15 protein-coding genes and 1 tRNA gene are annotated in these 16,138 nt (G+C 35.9%); 11 read left to right on the plus strand and 5 right to left on the minus strand.

The genetic code is table 11. The features are described from left to right. Positions 1–403: 403 nt before the first annotated feature. From AC52CF_RS03470 to AC52CF_RS03490, 5 genes are all read left to right on the plus strand, one after another. Complete coding sequence (locus tag AC52CF_RS03470) at positions 404–676, plus strand: hypothetical protein (RefSeq protein WP_302716017.1); 273 nt, start codon at positions 404–406, stop codon at positions 674–676. Between the two features lie 76 nt (positions 677–752). Next, positions 753–1,601, plus strand: coding sequence for a GLPGLI family protein (locus tag AC52CF_RS03475; protein WP_375180879.1), 849 nt, complete (start codon positions 753–755; stop codon positions 1,599–1,601). A gap of 600 nt (positions 1,602–2,201) precedes the next feature. Next, positions 2,202–2,660: a DUF1801 domain-containing protein gene (locus tag AC52CF_RS03480; protein ID WP_235129730.1), complete on the plus strand. Its 459-nt coding sequence runs from the start codon at positions 2,202–2,204 to the stop codon at positions 2,658–2,660. Positions 2,661–2,706: 46 nt separating this feature from the next. Next, positions 2,707–3,300: a YiiX/YebB-like N1pC/P60 family cysteine hydrolase gene (locus AC52CF_RS03485; protein ID WP_496517855.1), complete on the plus strand. Its 594-nt coding sequence runs from the start codon at positions 2,707–2,709 to the stop codon at positions 3,298–3,300. 240 nt (positions 3,301–3,540) lie between these two features. Further along, positions 3,541–3,852 carry an NIL domain-containing protein gene (locus AC52CF_RS03490; protein ID WP_214590765.1) on the plus strand — a complete coding sequence of 104 codons (312 nt, stop codon included), beginning with the start codon at positions 3,541–3,543 and terminating at the stop codon, positions 3,850–3,852. Between the two features lie 479 nt (positions 3,853–4,331). On the opposite strand, the gene murA is transcribed toward AC52CF_RS03490, so the two are convergent. Both murA and AC52CF_RS03500 read right to left on the minus strand, forming a co-directional pair. After that, a complete protein-coding gene (murA, locus tag AC52CF_RS03495) occupies positions 4,332–5,639 on the minus strand; it encodes a UDP-N-acetylglucosamine 1-carboxyvinyltransferase (protein ID WP_214590764.1) in 1,308 nt (435 codons plus the stop codon). A gap of 2 nt (positions 5,640–5,641) precedes the next feature. Then, positions 5,642–6,304 (minus strand): DUF4290 domain-containing protein, encoded by a 663-nt coding sequence (locus AC52CF_RS03500; protein WP_214590763.1) that lies wholly within the window; start codon positions 6,302–6,304, stop codon positions 5,642–5,644. A 190-nt stretch (positions 6,305–6,494) separates the two neighbouring features. Here AC52CF_RS03500 and AC52CF_RS03505 point away from each other — a divergent pair, with 190 nt between their 5' ends. After that, positions 6,495–7,931, plus strand: a complete 1,437-nt coding sequence (locus tag AC52CF_RS03505; RefSeq protein ID WP_496517856.1) for an alpha-amylase — start codon at positions 6,495–6,497, stop codon at positions 7,929–7,931. A gap of 86 nt (positions 7,932–8,017) precedes the next feature. Here the strand turns inward: AC52CF_RS03505 and AC52CF_RS03510 are convergent, their stop codons facing one another. Together AC52CF_RS03510 and AC52CF_RS03515 are read right to left on the minus strand one after the other, a co-directional pair. Next, the gene (locus AC52CF_RS03510) at positions 8,018–8,431 is read right to left on the minus strand and encodes a thiol-disulfide oxidoreductase DCC family protein (protein WP_214590761.1); all 414 of its coding nucleotides are present in this window, start codon (positions 8,429–8,431) and stop codon (positions 8,018–8,020) included. Positions 8,432–8,443: 12 nt separating this feature from the next. Next, positions 8,444–8,905, minus strand: coding sequence for a heme-binding domain-containing protein (locus AC52CF_RS03515; RefSeq protein WP_214590760.1), 462 nt, complete (start codon positions 8,903–8,905; stop codon positions 8,444–8,446). A 335-nt stretch (positions 8,906–9,240) separates the two neighbouring features. On the opposite strand from AC52CF_RS03515, the gene katG reads away from it, so the two are divergent. From katG to AC52CF_RS03530, 3 genes are all read left to right on the plus strand, one after another. Continuing rightward, a complete protein-coding gene (gene katG / locus AC52CF_RS03520; RefSeq protein ID WP_214590759.1) occupies positions 9,241–11,520 on the plus strand; it encodes a catalase/peroxidase HPI in 2,280 nt (759 codons plus the stop codon). A 139-nt stretch (positions 11,521–11,659) separates the two neighbouring features. Beyond that, positions 11,660–12,262: a phage tail-like protein gene (locus tag AC52CF_RS03525; RefSeq protein ID WP_214590758.1), complete on the plus strand. Its 603-nt coding sequence runs from the start codon at positions 11,660–11,662 to the stop codon at positions 12,260–12,262. A gap of 136 nt (positions 12,263–12,398) precedes the next feature. Next, positions 12,399–13,361, plus strand: coding sequence for an IS256 family transposase, variant Zn-binding type (locus AC52CF_RS03530; RefSeq protein ID WP_496517329.1), 963 nt, complete (start codon positions 12,399–12,401; stop codon positions 13,359–13,361). A gap of 235 nt (positions 13,362–13,596) precedes the next feature. Here the strand turns inward: AC52CF_RS03530 and AC52CF_RS03535 are convergent. Continuing rightward, positions 13,597–13,667, minus strand: a tRNA-Gln gene (locus AC52CF_RS03535). Between the two features lie 310 nt (positions 13,668–13,977). On the opposite strand from AC52CF_RS03535, the gene der reads away from it, so the two are divergent. Together der and upp are read left to right on the plus strand one after the other, a co-directional pair. Continuing rightward, positions 13,978–15,288, plus strand: coding sequence for a ribosome biogenesis GTPase Der (der, locus tag AC52CF_RS03540; protein WP_214590757.1), 1,311 nt, complete (start codon positions 13,978–13,980; stop codon positions 15,286–15,288). Between the two features lie 82 nt (positions 15,289–15,370). Next, on the plus strand, positions 15,371–16,024 hold the full coding sequence (gene upp, locus AC52CF_RS03545) for a uracil phosphoribosyltransferase (RefSeq protein WP_496517857.1): 654 nt from the start codon (positions 15,371–15,373) through the stop codon (positions 16,022–16,024). Positions 16,025–16,138: the final 114 nt, after the last annotated feature.

Genomic DNA, 16,138 nt, shown 5'->3' on the forward strand with positions numbered 1-16,138 from the left:
ACCTCGCCAAAAGGAATATGATTTCGGAAACCTCCGAAGCTAAAACGCCAGAGTGAGCATATTTTAGGAACTTCTTTAAATTAATTTCGGAATTAACCGCAAAAGATGGAAAAGATAATGATAAAGCGAATTCCCAGAATAATCAAAGCGCTCAAAAGAATAAAAATCAAAGATTTTTAAAAACTATTGTGTTCTTCTTATTTATAATCACCAGCTTTAAATAAACATTTAGTTTATCTTTTGCGACTTTTGCGGTTAAATAAACTTCTTATAAAAAGTTAGCAGTAAAATGAAATAATGTTTTAAAACGGCTTCTGTCAGGGGTTTAACATAATAAAATTTTTCTCTTTTGTTTGATTTATAACTATATATTTGCTGTTCAATTTTAAAAAAATATACAATTATGAAAAAAGTATTTTTCGTCGCTATGCTTGGTGTAGCGGTTCTTGTTAGTGCTAAAGGAACACCGGTAAAAAGCTTAAATCTTAAGGCTGCAAAAAAAATAGTAAGTACTAAAGTGCTAAAAAAGACAAAGAAAACGGCTAAATTCAAGAGCACTTTTGTTACTTATACTTCTTGTGGTGTAGCTGCTACCACTACTCAGGACTGGACTAACGAACAAGGACAAATTTGGGCCAATATGGTTGAAGCAATTTATTGTGGACACGGTTATTAATAGTTAAGAAATAACAAATCTTCATTTGCACATATGGTTTTATATGTGCAATTTTTCATAATAAAAAGCAATAGCAATGTCTTATCATAAAAAACTATTTCAACTATTCGTTTTATTTTACAGTATTTTATTTTATTCTCAATTGAATACTAAAGATTCATTGCGAGGAGAGTTCATTTACTTATTGAAAGCTAAATTAAATACGTTAAATCCTAATCAGACAGATGAAGAACTATTCTCACTTCAGGTAGCTGATTATCGTACATTTTTTAGTAGTCTTAATTCTTTGAAAAGAGATTCTGTAGCCGGTATTGTTTCAAGAAAAGCAATTAATAATGGTGGAGGGGTTTTTGATTTCAGAGGGACGTCAATGCCACAAACAAAGTTTTCTTATACGATCATACAAACCAATGAAAATATACAGTATTTTCAAAGAGTTGCCATGTCTTTACTGTCATATAAAGAATCGGCAATAAAAGATTGGAAACTTATTGATGAAACAAAAATAATAAATACAATTAATTGCAAAAAAGCAGAGGTTTCATATAAAGGCAGAAATTGGACTGCGTGGTATTCTGCAGAAATTCCATTGCCTTATGGTCCGTATAAATTCAGTGGATTGCCGGGATTAATCATAAAAATAACTGATAATAAAGGGGATTATGATTTTGAACTGGTAAGATCTGTATCTAATTCTAAATTGAAAGACAGATTGGTAAATATATACGAAAACAGATACACTAATTCAACGGTAAGAACTAAAACAGAATTAGAAAAAACGTTACAAAATTTCATAGAAAACTCATTAGGAATACTGGAAAGCCTTGGAACAAGTGTTACTCCGGAACAAAGAAAAATCATCATGGAAAGACAGAAAGAAATGCAATTAAGGAAAAAGGGAGATAACCCTATAGAATTAAATTAGTATAATAAAACAGGAATGAAAAATATTATACTATTATTCAAAATGATAGCCTTTATTCAGTTAAAAATCGTTTTTCAGCTTTGTATTCAATCAAGCATCAAGATTAAAACCTACGAATCAAAAAAAGTTAAGAAAACTTTCCCTTATTCTTCGTTAAGTGTAACGGCTTTGTGAACCTAAAAACACTTAATAATTAAAAAACCTTTGTGAGCTTTGTGTTCAATGAAGCATCAAGATTAAAACCTTCGAATCAAAAAAAGTTAAAAAAACTTTCCCTTATTCTTTGTTAAGTGTAACGGCTTTGTGAACCTAAAAACGTTTCATAATTAAAAAGCCTTTGTGAGCTTTGTGTTCAATTAAGCATCAAGATTAAAACCTACGAATCAAAAACTTAAAAAAAATTTCGCTTATTCTTCGTTAAGTGTAACGGCTTTGTGAACCTTAAAAGGTTTCATAACTAAAAAACCTTCGTGAGCTTTGTGTTCAATTAAGCATCAAGATTAAAACCTTCGAATCAAAAAAGTTAAAACAAAGTAATTCATTTAAAATCCTGTTCCGGTAAAATTTTGTTAATTTGAAGAATTATTAAAACTGAAAAATATGCAGATTCCATCCGTTTCCGTTGACGACTATATTTCTCAAATTCCCGAAGAAAGACAGGAAATATTCAGAAAGATGTTTAATACAATTAATGATAATTTACCCGAAGGTTTTACGCAGGGCTCAAGCTACGGAATGATCGGTTGGGCGGTTCCTCTGGAAACGTATCCCGATGGTTATCACTGTACACCCGGATCGCCTTTGCCTTTCATCAGCATTGCCTCCCAGAAAAATTTCGTTGCGTTGTATCACATGGGAATGTATGCGAAACCCGAACTGCTGAACTGGTTTGTAGAAGAATTTCCGAAACATTCCAAAAAAAAGCTGGATATGGGGAAATCCTGCGTCCGCTTCAAAAAAATGGAAGATATTCCCATGGAATTACTGGCAGAAATGAGCAAAAAAATGACTGTTGAAGAATGGATTGATATTTATGAAACCAATTTTAAAAAGAAATAATTTTTTGCTGAAAGTTTTTGCGGCTTTTTACCTTTTTGTCCTAATAATGGGGTGTAAAAACTCGCATGTTTCAGGTTTGAAAAACGGAGATTTACTTTTTGTAACGGCAAAAGATACGGGACTTTCAGGGGCAATCAATAATGTCACCCAAAAGCAGAAAAATGCTTCCTTCGACCACATCGGTATTGTGGAAAAAAGTAAAGACGGAATTTTCGTACTTCACGCCGCTCCAAAAGGCGGTTCGCAGAAGCAGGAGATAAAAGATTTCCTGAAAGACCAGTCTGAGGAAGGACAGCGGATTATAGTATACCGTCTGAAATCCGAATACCAGAAATCGATTCCTTCCGCGCTTGAAAAGGCAGAATCGATGGTAGGTAAACCTTACAATTTCAATTATATTCTGGACGAAGATTCCTATTACTGTTCAGATTTCATAGAAAGAGCTTTTCGGCAGGATCATATTTTTAAATTGGAACCGATGACGTTTATTGATCCGAAAACAGGAAAAACCAATGTTTTTTGGGAAGAATTCTATCAAAAGAAAAATCTCAAAGTTCCTGAAGGAGAGTTAGGCTGTAATCCAAATGGTCTGGCTGCTTCCGAAAAGCTGGAAAGAATAATGGAACTAAATAAAAAATAAATTATATTCAGATTGAATAAGAACGGGCTAAGCTCGTTTTTTTTATGAAAAAAAATCAAATGATTTTAACCTAAAATTAAACATCACCACAAAAATTTGAATAAAATTAAAAAATATTACCCTACTAATTTGGTAGACTAATATTTTTTTCTATTTTTGTCATACAATTAACGCAGAGAAATAAGATAGAGATTCTGAAACTCAGTTTTCTCTGAAAGTCTAACCTTAAAATATTGAGTTATGATTACACCAAATCCGGGACTACAGGTTTTGCCAAACCCATTAAATGTGCCAAAAAAAGAGTGGATACTGGAAATAGAGCTGAATGGCAAAATGAAATTTGAACATTTAATGAACACCATTTACCAACAGTTCGGGATCTGTCATAAGGTGTTATCTGCAAATGTTGAGTATGTGGACGGAAGAAGTTTCGGTACAGTTCAGTTATATATTAATGTAACTTCAGAAGATTTTAAGAAGTTAGAATTTTATCTTGAAAAAAATAGGCTTTTGAGTACTACTGTAGAATATATCTGCAGAAAGTACACTTAAGAGATTCATATAGTTTTAATTACGACAAACGACCGTTGCATTTTTGTGAACGGTCGTTTTTATTTTTCATTAAAAATTAAGATTCTCTTAAATTTTTTATAATTCTTTTTTACATCTTATTTTAACCTGAGTTCGGGATAAGTCTTTTTAACCGCAAGGTTAAACAAAGAGATTCAATTATCAGGAATTCAGCTTTTAAGATATACAAAGGCGTAAAATTGATCAAAGTAATACCATTTTTATTTTTCTTTGTGATAAATTAATATAATTCTATAAATCAATTATTTAAATTTATTTCTTATCCCGAACTGAGGATATTTTAGAAGAAAAGGCAAATAAATTTGCTTCACGAAGCCAGAGATCAGAGGCTGATCAAATCAGCTTATTCTTTACTCACTTTATAACAAGAAATGTAAGTGTAATTTTTGTGTAAAAAAAAGACCACTCAAAAAAGTGGTCTCAATATTTTAAAATAAAAATTAAATTCTTTCAATATCCGCTCCGATTGCTTTCAGTCTGCCGTCGATATTTTCATATCCTCTGTCGATCTGTTCAATATTGTGAATAATAGATTTTCCTTCTGCGGAAAGCGCAGCAATTAACAGTGCATTTCCTGCTCTGATGTCAGGAGAAACCATAGTGGTTCCTCTCAGCGGAGTTTCCTGATTAAGCCCGATTACTGTTGCTCTGTGCGGATCGCAAAGGATAATCTGCGCACCCATATCAATCAGCTTATCCACGAAGAATAATCTGGATTCAAACATTTTCTGGTGAACGAGAATGCTTCCTTTTGCCTGAGTTGCCACGACTAAAATAATCGATAATAAATCGGGTGTAAATCCTGGCCATGGAGCGTCGGAAATCGTTAAAATAGATCCGTCGATAAATTTTTGAATTTTATAATTTTCCTGAGCAGGAATAAAAATATCGTCATTGCTCTGCTCAAGCTGAATCCCGAGCTTTCTGAACGTATTCGGAATAACACCAAGCTGATTCCAGTTGACGTTTTTAATGGTGATTTCAGATTTCGTCATCGCAGCAAGACCAATCCAGGAACCGATTTCCACCATGTCCGGAAGCATTGTGTGTTCCGTTCCGTGAAGATGAGAAACGCCTTCAATAGTTAATAAATTGGAACCGATTCCTGAAATATTGGCTCCCATTCTGTTCAGCATTTTACAAAGCTGCTGAAGATAAGGTTCGCATGCAGCGTTATAAATTCTGGTTTTTCCTTTTGCCAAAGCGGCAGCCATTACAATATTTGCCGTTCCCGTAACGGAAGCTTCTTCAAGCAAAATAAATTTCCCTTTCAGTTCCTTTGCCTTTAAAGAGTAAAAATACTCCTCCTCATCATAATGAAATTCAGCACCAAGCTCTACAAGCCCCTGAAAATGGGTGTCTAATCTTCTTCTTCCGATTTTATCACCTCCCGGAGTCGGCATGTACGCTTCACCATATCTTGCTAACATAGGACCCATCAACATGATCGAGCCTCTCAGTTTTGCGCCGTCTTTTTTGAACTCGCTGGATTTTATATAATCAAAATTTACTTTGTCTGCTTTAAAAGTATAATCTCCGTGTCCGTTTTTGGTAACCTTTACTCCAAAATCACCCAGAATCTCAATTAATCGATTAACGTCATGGATATCCGGAATATTTTTAATTCTAACTTCCTCATCAGTCAACAAAACAGCACAAAGAATCTGAAGAGCTTCGTTCTTAGCCCCCTGTGGAGTAATTTCGCCTTGCAGTCTTTTTCCTCCTCTTATTTGAAATGTTCCACTCATGTTTACTTTCTTTTATTATGATTGTTATTGTTGTTGTGTCTTCTTTTGTTGTTTTGGTTGTTTCGGTTGTTATTCCTGTTGTTATTGTTATTATTTCGGTTGTTATTGTTGGTGGTGTAATAGATTTTGCTCTTTTCAAGAGAATCTATTCCGGTAAGATCCAGCCTGTTTTCCGAAAGTTCTTTCAGATGACGGAAAATAACATCATCTGTTACGTGTTCCTTATTATATACATTGTAGGACTTCTTCATATTATTGGCAATCACTTCGATTAGCGCTTCCTTTTCGTCGCCCTGTTCCAGTTCGATTGCTTTTTCTATTAACTGAAGAATACTTTTCCCGTAAAATTTAAAATCTCCCTGAAGTTTAGGATATTCCATCCTTTTTGGTTTTTCTTCAAGTTCTTCCTTTGTAGGGAAAGGATAGGGAGAATCTACATCCAGATCATGGTTGGCTAAAATGTATAGATGATCCCAAAGTTTATGTTTATAATTTTCTTCGTCTCTCAATTGCGGGTTTCTCTGACCCATAAAATCAATGATTGCCATTGCCATTTCGCTTCGCTCTTCTTTTGTAGGAAGCTCTTTGCAACGTTCAACCAACTGTTGTATAATTCTGCCGTATTCAGGCAAATGAAGCTGAGTTCTTTGGGTATTGTATTCCATAGTATGCAAATATATGGAATAATGGAAAAATTGTACCGAAAATCTTAAAAGTTTATGATTTTTTAATGATTGGTCCTGTTAGCGATTTGATGGGATTTTTAAAGAAAAAATAAAATTATTTCACGTGGTTTAGAATTTTTTTAATAAAATTGTAATTTAGTTAATACTTTAATAATTAAAAATTTTTAACATGAAAAAAACACACATTTTACTTTCATTGCTGGCTTTAGGTATGGTAAGTTCTTGCCAGAACAATGATGAAACAATTAGCGAAAGCTCAAAACAGTTAGAAATTCATGATAAAATCGTGAATGTTACAAATCACGACGGGCGTCCTTTCAGTACGGGAGCCGGAACTTCTTCAACTTCAAAATTCGTAGCCGGACTGGGCGGAAGTGTTCTTATGCAGGGATTTTACTGGGATGTTCCCGATGGCGGAAACTGGTGGAATACCGTAAAAGCAAAAGTAACCGACTGGTCCAATGCCGGAATTGGCGCAATCTGGCTTCCTCCGGCGTCAAAAGCACAGAACGGAGCTTATTCTATGGGATATGATCCTACAGATTATTACGACTTCGGAAACTTTAACCAGAACGGAAGTGTAGAAACACGTTTCGGATCCAGAGCAGAACTGGAAGCATTAATTACGCAGGCTCACACTGAAAACATGCAGGTGTATGCTGATATTGTCATCAATCATAACAGCGGTGGTCAATCGGAGGCGAATCCTTACACGGGAACCAATACATGGACCAATTTTTCGGGTGTGGCATCAGGAAAGTTTACAAGAAATTACAACGATTTTTACAAGAATGCCTATGGTAATAATGATGAGGGCGCTTTCGGCGGTTTTCCGGATCTTTGCCATGCCAATCCCTATGTGCAAAGCTGGCTTTGGGAAAGAGATGATTCTGTTGGTAAGTATTATAAAAACGTTATGAAGTTTGATGGATGGAGGTTCGATTATGTAAAAGGTTTCGGACCATGGGTGGTGAATAAATGGAATGCGAATGTGGGAGGATTTTCTGTGGGAGAATTATGGGATTCTAACGTAAACACGCTGGAATGGTGGGCGAATAATGCCAACAGTTCCGTTTTCGATTTTGCAGCCTATTATAAAATGGATGAAGCATTTGATAATAATAATTTAAATGCTTTGAATGATGATATGATGTGGAAAAGAAACCCTTTCAAAGCAGTGACTTTCGTGGCAAATCATGATACGGATATCATATACAATAAAATGTTGGCTTATGCGTATATCTTAACTCACGAAGGGTATCCTACGATTTTTTACAGAGATTATGAAGAATGGCTAAACAAAGAGAGATTAAACAATCTGATCTGGATTCACAATAATAAAGCTACCGGAACAACTTCTATTCTGTATACGGATAACGACGAGTATATTGCAAGAAGAAACGGCTATAACGGGAATCCGGGATTGGTAGTCTACATCAACAATTCTTCAACGTGGCAGGAAAGATGGATTCAGACGAACTGGGCAAGTCAGCAGATTAAAGATTTTACCGGAAGTTCAGGCTGGTATCCTACAACTCAGGGCGATAAATGGGTGAAAATTCAATGCGCTCCGAAGTCTTATTCTGTATGGTCTTTAAACCAATAATAGAATCAAGGTTTTAAAATGAAAAAGACTGTTTCGTAATTGAAACAGTCTTTATTTATTTACAGCGTTTATCATTTAAAGATAAATCAGACTTCTATAAATTTTTTTCTTTCATCGGGAGTCGGAAGATAACATTTCTGATTTGACAGTTTCATTCTGTTTCTTGATACAGCATCATAAATTTGATCGCTTAAAAATCCGGGAATGATTTTTCCGATGGCTGAAAGTTTATAGATCCCTCCTAAAAGATGGGCAATTTGCAGAACGGCTTTGGATTTTTCGAGATAATAATGATTCGGTTTCCACAAATAAAGCGTATTGAAAACTTCCGTATTCAGTTTTCTTTCGGTTAAGAACTGTTGTCCGAAATCCGACTGTAACGAAGCAAAAAGAAACCGGTCTTTCTTATCTCTTTTAAGAATCCACTGAACCCAGAAATTGCAGACTCCGCAATCACCGTCAAAAAATACAATATGTTTCCCCATCCATTTTTCCTCCATGATTTTTGATTTTTAAAGAGCCATTTTTCTTTCAGTCTCAGCTTTTTCTTTTTTGAAATAATCTACCAGTATTTTTCGCTGCTCATCCGTAAGTTTTGCATCCTGATGTCCGATATAATACGATTCCAGAGGCATTTCTTTTTTTTCGATCATTTCAATACATTCATCAAGCTTATGAGCCTGCTGTTTGGGAAGGTACGTGGCAAACGTAGAGAAATTGAGTTCTTTTCTCCCTTCATCGATATGATGCTTCAGAATCCATGAAGCAGGGGCAATGTTAGAATACCACGGATATTTTGATTCATTAGAATGGCAGTCGTAGCATGAATTGGTAATCAGTTGAGCCACTTCCGGCTGTACATTTTTAATCTTCAAAAAATCCATTCCGGGAGTAGGAGCAGGATTTGTTTTGTCGATCGGAAAAAACTGTATGATGATAAAAGCGACAAGAACGATGACCAATATTTTTTTCATTGCTAAAATTTTATGTTTTCTGAATAGATAAAGATAGTCAAATTTTTGAGATATAAGAAGTTTAAAATGCAGTACACATTGCCTTGTCTTTAATGTTTCTAAATATCTGTATCAGAGATTGAATATTATTCAAATTCAGATAAAAAATGCTTACCTTAAATGAATTATTACAGATTCATCTATTTAAAGAATTGCAAAACAGTAATTTAAAATTAATTATTGTTTTTAGCTATCATAAAAATAATTTCAATAGATTGTATTTATTTTATAACAGTTGTATGTTTGCATTGTTCAATATTTAAAAAATTGTTAATCAACATAAAAATTTAAACGATATGGAAAATACTTCAGGAGACATCAGCAAATGCCCTTTTCACAACGGAACGATGAAAAAAGAAAATGTAGCAGGAGGTGGTACTAAAAATATAGATTGGTGGCCGGATCAGTTAAGAGTAGATATTCTTCGTCAGCATTCTGATCTGTCTAATCCGATGGAGAAAGATTTCAATTATGCAGAAGCTTTTAAAAGCCTCGATCTGGAAGAAGTAAAAAAAGACCTTCATGCTTTAATGACGGATTCTCAGGATTGGTGGCCTGCAGATTTCGGACATTACGGACCTTTGTTTATCCGTATGGCTTGGCACAGCGCAGGAACGTATCGTGTAGGTGACGGGCGAGGCGGAGCAGGAGCCGGACAGCAGCGTTTTGCCCCTTTGAACAGTTGGCCGGATAACGTAAGTCTGGATAAAGCGAGAAGACTTCTTTGGCCCATTAAACAAAAATACGGGAAGAAAATTTCCTGGGCAGATTTAATGATCCTTACCGGAAACATTGCCTTAGAATCCATGGGATTCAAAACGTTCGGATTTGCGGGAGGTCGTGAAGATGTTTGGGAGCCGGATCAAGATGTGTATTGGGGAACAGAGAAAACATGGTTGGGCGGAGATCTTCGCTATGCACATGGCTCAGACGGAGTGGTAGAAAACAGAGGAGTTCTTCCTACTGATGATAATGCAGACGGAGATATCCATACAAGAAATTTAGAAAAACCGTTGGCTGCGGTACAGATGGGACTTATTTATGTAAATCCTGAAGGTCCGGACGGAAATCCTGATCCTATTGCAGCAGCAAAAGATATTCGTGATACGTTTGGAAGAATGGCAATGAATGATGAAGAAACCGTTGCTTTAATTGCGGGCGGTCACACATTTGGTAAAACACACGGAGCAGGACCTGCGGATCATGTGGGAGAAGAGCCCGAAGCGGCAGGAATTGAAGCGCAGGGATTTGGATGGAACAGCACCTATAAATCTGGAAAAGGACCGGATGCTATTTCCAGCGGACTGGAAGTAACATGGACGGAAACTCCGACGGAATGGAGTAATTATTTCTTTAAAAATCTTTTTGAAAACGAATGGGAACTTACAAAAAGTCCGGCAGGAGCGCATCAGTGGGTTGCCAAGAACGGAGAAGAAATTATTCCCGATGCTTTTGATCCTAATAAAAAACACAGACCAACAATGCTTACAACGGATCTTTCGTTGAGGTTTGATCCTGTTTATGAGAAAATATCAAGAAGATTTTATGAAAATCCGGATGCTTTTGCGGATGCTTTTGCAAGAGCATGGTATAAACTGACGCACAGAGATATGGGCCCTAAAGCCCGTTATTTGGGACCGGATGTTCCTGCGGAAGAATTAATATGGCAGGATCCGATTCCAGAAGTGGATCACGCGTTAATCAATAATTCAGACGTTGAAGCTTTAAAATCAAAGATTTTAGCTTCAGGTTTAAGTGTTTCAGAATTGGTTTCTACAGCCTGGGCATCGGCTTCTACATTCAGAGGAAGTGATAAAAGAGGAGGAGCAAACGGGGCGAGAATTCGTTTAGCTCCACAAAAAGACTGGGAAGTAAATAATCCGGCACAGCTTCAGAAAGTTTTAAGTATTCTTGAAAATATTCAGAGAGAATTTAATGAGAACCAAACAGGCGGTAAAAGAATTTCTTTAGCAGATCTTATTGTTCTTGCAGGAAGTGCTGCTGTTGAAAAAGCTGCAAAAGACGGTGGCTATCAGATCATCGTTCCTTTTGCGCCGGGAAGAATGGATGCTTCACAGGAACAAACCGATGTAGAATCTATGGGATATCTTGAGCCTGCAGCAGATGGATTCAGAAACTATCTAAAGAAAAAATTCTCGGTATCTACAGAATCTTTATTGATTGATAAAGCACAGTTGTTAACGCTTACAGCTCCTGAACTTACTGTATTAATCGGAGGAATGAGATCTCTTAATGCGAATTTCGACGGTTCTTCTCACGGTATTTTTACGCAGAATCCGGGAGTGCTTTCCAATGATTTCTTTGTTAATTTACTGGATATGAGTACTCAGTGGAAATCTGCTTCTGATGATAATGAATTGTATGAAGGGACAGACCGAAAAACCGGAGAGAAAAAATGGACAGCCACGAGAGCGGATCTTGTTTTCGGATCGAATTCCGAACTGAGAGCTATTGCAGAAGTATATGCAAGTTCGGATGCCAAAGAAAAGTTTGTGAATGATTTTGTTTCAGCTTGGGTAAAAGTAATGAATCTTGATCGGTTTGATCTGATTTAGTATAATTAAAATATTTAACATAATAATTGAAAAGGCAACGGTTTTTGTTGTCTTTTTTTTGTTTTTATTTAATTTTAACAACTAAAAATTAGGATTTGTTTAAATAAAATATATTTTTGCTAAAAAAACAAATCTAAACATGATAAAAAAATTATTTCCTGCCTTATTATTGGTAGGCTCTTTTAGTTACGCTCAGATAGGAATCAATAATGAAAATCCCAGTGCAACATTAGACATTACAGGTAATCCGGCAGATCCGGCAAAATTTGATGGCATTATAGCACCGCGAATTACAGGAACACAACTAAGAGCAAAAAACTATACCGGCTCACAAAACGGAGCCGTTGTTTTTGTTACTCAGGAAGATACTTCTCCTGCAGGACAGACGGTAGATGTTACAGCTTCCGGGTATTATTATTTTGACGGAAGTTCCGGGAAATGGATAAAGCTATTGTCGGCGGCAGCAACTCAAAAAATAAAGTCAATGTCTTCAGGAACTGTTGCAGCAGATGATTATACTGTTTTAGTAGGGGGAAATATTACTTTACCTTCTGCAACCTCTACAAACAGAGGAAAAGTTTACCAGCTGATCAATGATACTTCCGGAAATGTAACGATAACAGGAACATTCAGGATTAATGGCGGAAATTTTTCAAATTACGGCTTAAATAACAGCGATTTGGGTAGAGGAATTGTCGTTCAGAGTACGGGATCGGCTTGGGTGATTATTTCGAGATATTAAGGAAGAAAAATTGGACAAATAAAAAAGGCATAATACTGAAAAATAGTTGGTAGAATCCTATCAAAACCTCATTGTTAGGCTGCTTGGAGGAAGTTTTATGAAACGTGTTTCATAAAACTTTTTCTTTGTCTGAAAAATGGCAAAAAAACGTTGTTGGTCTTGTTCAAGCCTGGAGGTAATTCGTTGGGGAAAACAAGGGGGAAAGCAAAGATTTAAATGTAAAAATTGCGGGATTTTATTTACTCAAAACAGAACGGAGCAGAGAATTAAAAATCGTTTTATCTGGTTCAAAAAATGGGTATTGGAAAGGCAGACCTACAAAACGCTTTGCAGAGACAGCGGTTATTCGAAAGATACTTTGCAGAAAACATTTTATACCATTTTAGAGCAGTCTCCTACCTTAAAGATCATCAAACGGGAAAAGGTGAATTTAAGAATGGATGCAACTTATTTTGCTCAGTTCTGTTTAATTGCTTATCAGGATGATTTTGATGGATATACACAGCTTATCCGTTTTACCGATGGAGAACATTATGAAGAAATCAGGGAAGATTTAAACAATCTTTTACGGCTGGGCGTAAAGCTGGAAAGCATTACTACAGATGGACATAAAAGCGTTTTGAAAGCCATAAATAAATCTGATGGAGACATCATTACTCAGAGATGTCTGGTTCATATTCAGAGAATGTGCCTGATCTGGCTCACAAAGTTTCCTAAACACATTGCCGGTCAGGAACTTCGAAAACACGTTTTATTATTACTGAAAATTAAAACACAAAACGATAAAATCTGGTGGAAAAATGAACTCAACGACTGGTATTTGAGACATCAGGATTATATTAATGAAAAAACAATTAATCTTGAAACCGAAAGATACTGGTATACCCACAAGCTTCTCAGACGATCGTATTTTACTATAAAACGGGCATTGCCCAATATGTTTCATTATCTGGAAAATCCCAATATTCCTAAAACAACCAATGGTATTGAGGGATATTTCAGCCATTTAAAAAATCATCTCGACCTGCACAGAGGTCTCACATTGAAAAACCGAATCAATTTCATCAAATGGTATATTTATTTTTCTAACGAAAAATAGAGTTTTTTTATTCATAAGGTTCATCCGATAATAAACGAAAAGGTGAGGGAAACCTCACCTTAAAACTATCGTTTTGAACATTAATCCTATTGCTGAAAAGTTGATCTCCACCAGTGCTTTTGTCCTCTTCGGATTAACATCCATAATTTATTAAAATATATCCTGAATTTCACCAACTATTTTTCAGTACATTACCATAAAAAACCGTTAATTATTTATAATTAACGGTTTTTTGTAGACCCACAGGGATTCGAACCCCAGATGACTGAACCAAAATCAGTAGTGTTACCGCTACACCATGGGTCTGTATTTCTATGACGCGAAATTATATAAATTATTTTAAAAATAAAAATGATATTGAAAGAAAAAGTGCTTAGTTATCGATTATTAATTGATTTACAAAGATTTATTTTTTAACTTTTTTATTCAAAATAAGCAGCATACGGTATTTTAGCTGAACTGAAGTAATACACACATCCCACATTACGATTTCTTGAACAGTCTACAGTACTGTTATTAACGGAATATCAAATTAAATAAAAAGCGTATCTTTGCAAAAAATTGGGCTCCAAAAGTTGGAGAAACCCATTAATAATCTTAATTATTAAACATTTTTATGTCGAATATTGTCGCAATCGTTGGGCGTCCCAACGTAGGAAAATCCACGCTTTTTAATCGTTTACTGGAAAGAAGAGAGGCCATCGTAGACTCTACAGCCGGTGTTACCAGAGACCGTCACTACGGAAAATCCGACTGGAACGGAGTAGATTTTACGGTAATTGATACCGGAGGATATGATGTAAACAATGATGACGTCTTTCAGGGAGAAATTTCAAAGCAGGTTCAGCTGGCGATCGATGAGGCAACTTCTATCATTTTCATGTTAAATGTGGAGGAAGGTCTTACAGATACGGATTTCGAGATCCACGAGATGTTAAGAAGATCAAACAAGCCGGTTTATATTGTAATCAATAAAGTAGATTCTTCCAAAGAAGAACTCGCTGCTACAGAATTTTATCAGTTGGGAATTGAAAAATATTACACTTTATCTTCTGCAACAGGTTCAGGAACAGGAGATTTACTGGACGATGTGGTAAAAGATTTCCCGACAACCGAATACAAAGATCCTTTCGAAGGTTTACCGAAAATTACCATTGCAGGTCGTCCGAACGTAGGAAAATCTACGATGACGAACGCTTTGCTGGATACGGAAAGAAATATCGTAACAGATGTTGCCGGAACTACAAGAGACAGTATTCAGACGCTTTACAATAAATTTGGACACGAGTTTGTATTGGTAGATACGGCCGGAATGAGAAGAAAATCCAAAGTTAGCGAAGATTTGGAATTCTATTCCGTAATGCGTTCTATCCGTTCCATCGAGTATTCTGATGTGGTAATTATCATGGTGGATGCTACTCAGGGATGGGAATCTCAGGATATGAACATATTTGGTCTGGCTCAGAAAAACAGAAAAGGAATCGTGATTTTGGTGAACAAATGGGATTTGATTGAAGGTAAGGAAACGAATACCATGCGTGATTTCGAAAAACAGATTAAAGACAAGATCGGGCAGTTTCAGGATATTCCTATTTTATTCGTTTCTGCATTAACGAAGCAGAGAATCCTGAAAGCGGTAGATATGGCAATGCAGGTGTATGAAGACCGTAAGAAAAAGATCAAGACATCTAAACTTAATGAAGTAATGCTTCCTATTTTTGAGCAGACACCTCCTCCTGCAAACAAAGGAAAATACATTAAAATTAAATATTGCGTACAGCTTCCGACGCCGTCGCCACAATTTGTATTCTTCTGTAACTTACCGCAGTACGTAAAAGAACCATATAAAAGATTTACTGAAAACCAATTGAGAAAAGAATTCGGGTTTACCGGAGTTCCTATCGAAGTGTATTTCAGACAAAAATAAATTATAATCCCTTTCAGATTTTTCTGAGAGGGATTTTATTCTTCATTAAATATATATTTTTAGATAAAAGCTTTTCAAAATAATGAACACAATCGTTTTATCAGAACAATTTTCTTTAGTTAATTCATGGATCAATGAGCTTCGAAATGTTGAAATCCAGCACGACCGTATGAGATTCCGCAGAAATATGGAAAGAATCGGCGAAATTGCTGCTTTCGAGATCAGCAAAACACTGGAGCAGAAAGAAATTGAAATTCAGACACCTCTGGATACGATTAAAGTGAAGGAAATCGCTGTTCAGCCGGTTATTACGACCATTTTGAGAGCCGGAGTTCCTTTGTTTGATGGAATTTTGAATTATCTTGATAAAGCAGACTGCGGATTTGTTGCCGCTTACAGAAAACACGACGCCAACGATTATTTTTCAATCAAGCAGGACTATTTAACGTGTCCGAATATCGAAGGCAGACCTTTAATTGTTGCAGATCCGATGTTGGCAACCGGAGCTTCTCTTATCGAAGCCATCAAAGATTTATTAACGCACGGAAAACCTACAGAACTGCATATTGTTGCAGCAATTGCTTCAAGACAGGGAGTTGAAACCATAGAAAAAGCGTATCCCGATGCTAAAATCTGGGTAGGAGCTATTGATGAAAACCTTACCTCAAAAGGCTACATCACTCCCGGATTGGGAGATGCAGGAGATTTAAGCTACGGCGAAAAACTACAGCGATAAAATTTCTCAGAGCAATTTTTTTCGGAATCATTTTTACATCTGAATTTCTTTTATTTTTACAGAAACTAAAAAAGCCGAAGGAAAAAATATTTTTTTTCGTCTAATAAAAAAAGT

Source organism: Chryseobacterium sp. 2P, assembly GCF_059579425.1.

Coding starts and splice junctions, on each gene's coding strand:
- AC52CF_RS03470 (WP_302716017.1), top strand. CDS start 404: ATGAAAAAAGTATTTTTCGTCGCTATGCTTGGTGTAGCGGTTCTTGTT.
- AC52CF_RS03475 (WP_375180879.1), top strand. CDS start 753: ATGTCTTATCATAAAAAACTATTTCAACTATTCGTTTTATTTTACAGT.
- AC52CF_RS03480 (WP_235129730.1), top strand. CDS start 2,202: ATGCAGATTCCATCCGTTTCCGTTGACGACTATATTTCTCAAATTCCC.
- AC52CF_RS03485 (WP_496517855.1), top strand. CDS start 2,707: ATGGGGTGTAAAAACTCGCATGTTTCAGGTTTGAAAAACGGAGATTTA.
- AC52CF_RS03490 (WP_214590765.1), top strand. CDS start 3,541: ATGATTACACCAAATCCGGGACTACAGGTTTTGCCAAACCCATTAAAT.
- murA (WP_214590764.1), bottom strand. CDS start 5,639: ATGAGTGGAACATTTCAAATAAGAGGAGGAAAAAGACTGCAAGGCGAA.
- AC52CF_RS03500 (WP_214590763.1), bottom strand. CDS start 6,304: ATGGAATACAATACCCAAAGAACTCAGCTTCATTTGCCTGAATACGGC.
- AC52CF_RS03505 (WP_496517856.1), top strand. CDS start 6,495: ATGAAAAAAACACACATTTTACTTTCATTGCTGGCTTTAGGTATGGTA.
- AC52CF_RS03510 (WP_214590761.1), bottom strand. CDS start 8,431: ATGGAGGAAAAATGGATGGGGAAACATATTGTATTTTTTGACGGTGAT.
- AC52CF_RS03515 (WP_214590760.1), bottom strand. CDS start 8,905: ATGAAAAAAATATTGGTCATCGTTCTTGTCGCTTTTATCATCATACAG.
- katG (WP_214590759.1), top strand. CDS start 9,241: ATGGAAAATACTTCAGGAGACATCAGCAAATGCCCTTTTCACAACGGA.
- AC52CF_RS03525 (WP_214590758.1), top strand. CDS start 11,660: ATGATAAAAAAATTATTTCCTGCCTTATTATTGGTAGGCTCTTTTAGT.
- AC52CF_RS03530 (WP_496517329.1), top strand. CDS start 12,399: ATGGCAAAAAAACGTTGTTGGTCTTGTTCAAGCCTGGAGGTAATTCGT.
- der (WP_214590757.1), top strand. CDS start 13,978: ATGTCGAATATTGTCGCAATCGTTGGGCGTCCCAACGTAGGAAAATCC.
- upp (WP_496517857.1), top strand. CDS start 15,371: ATGAACACAATCGTTTTATCAGAACAATTTTCTTTAGTTAATTCATGG.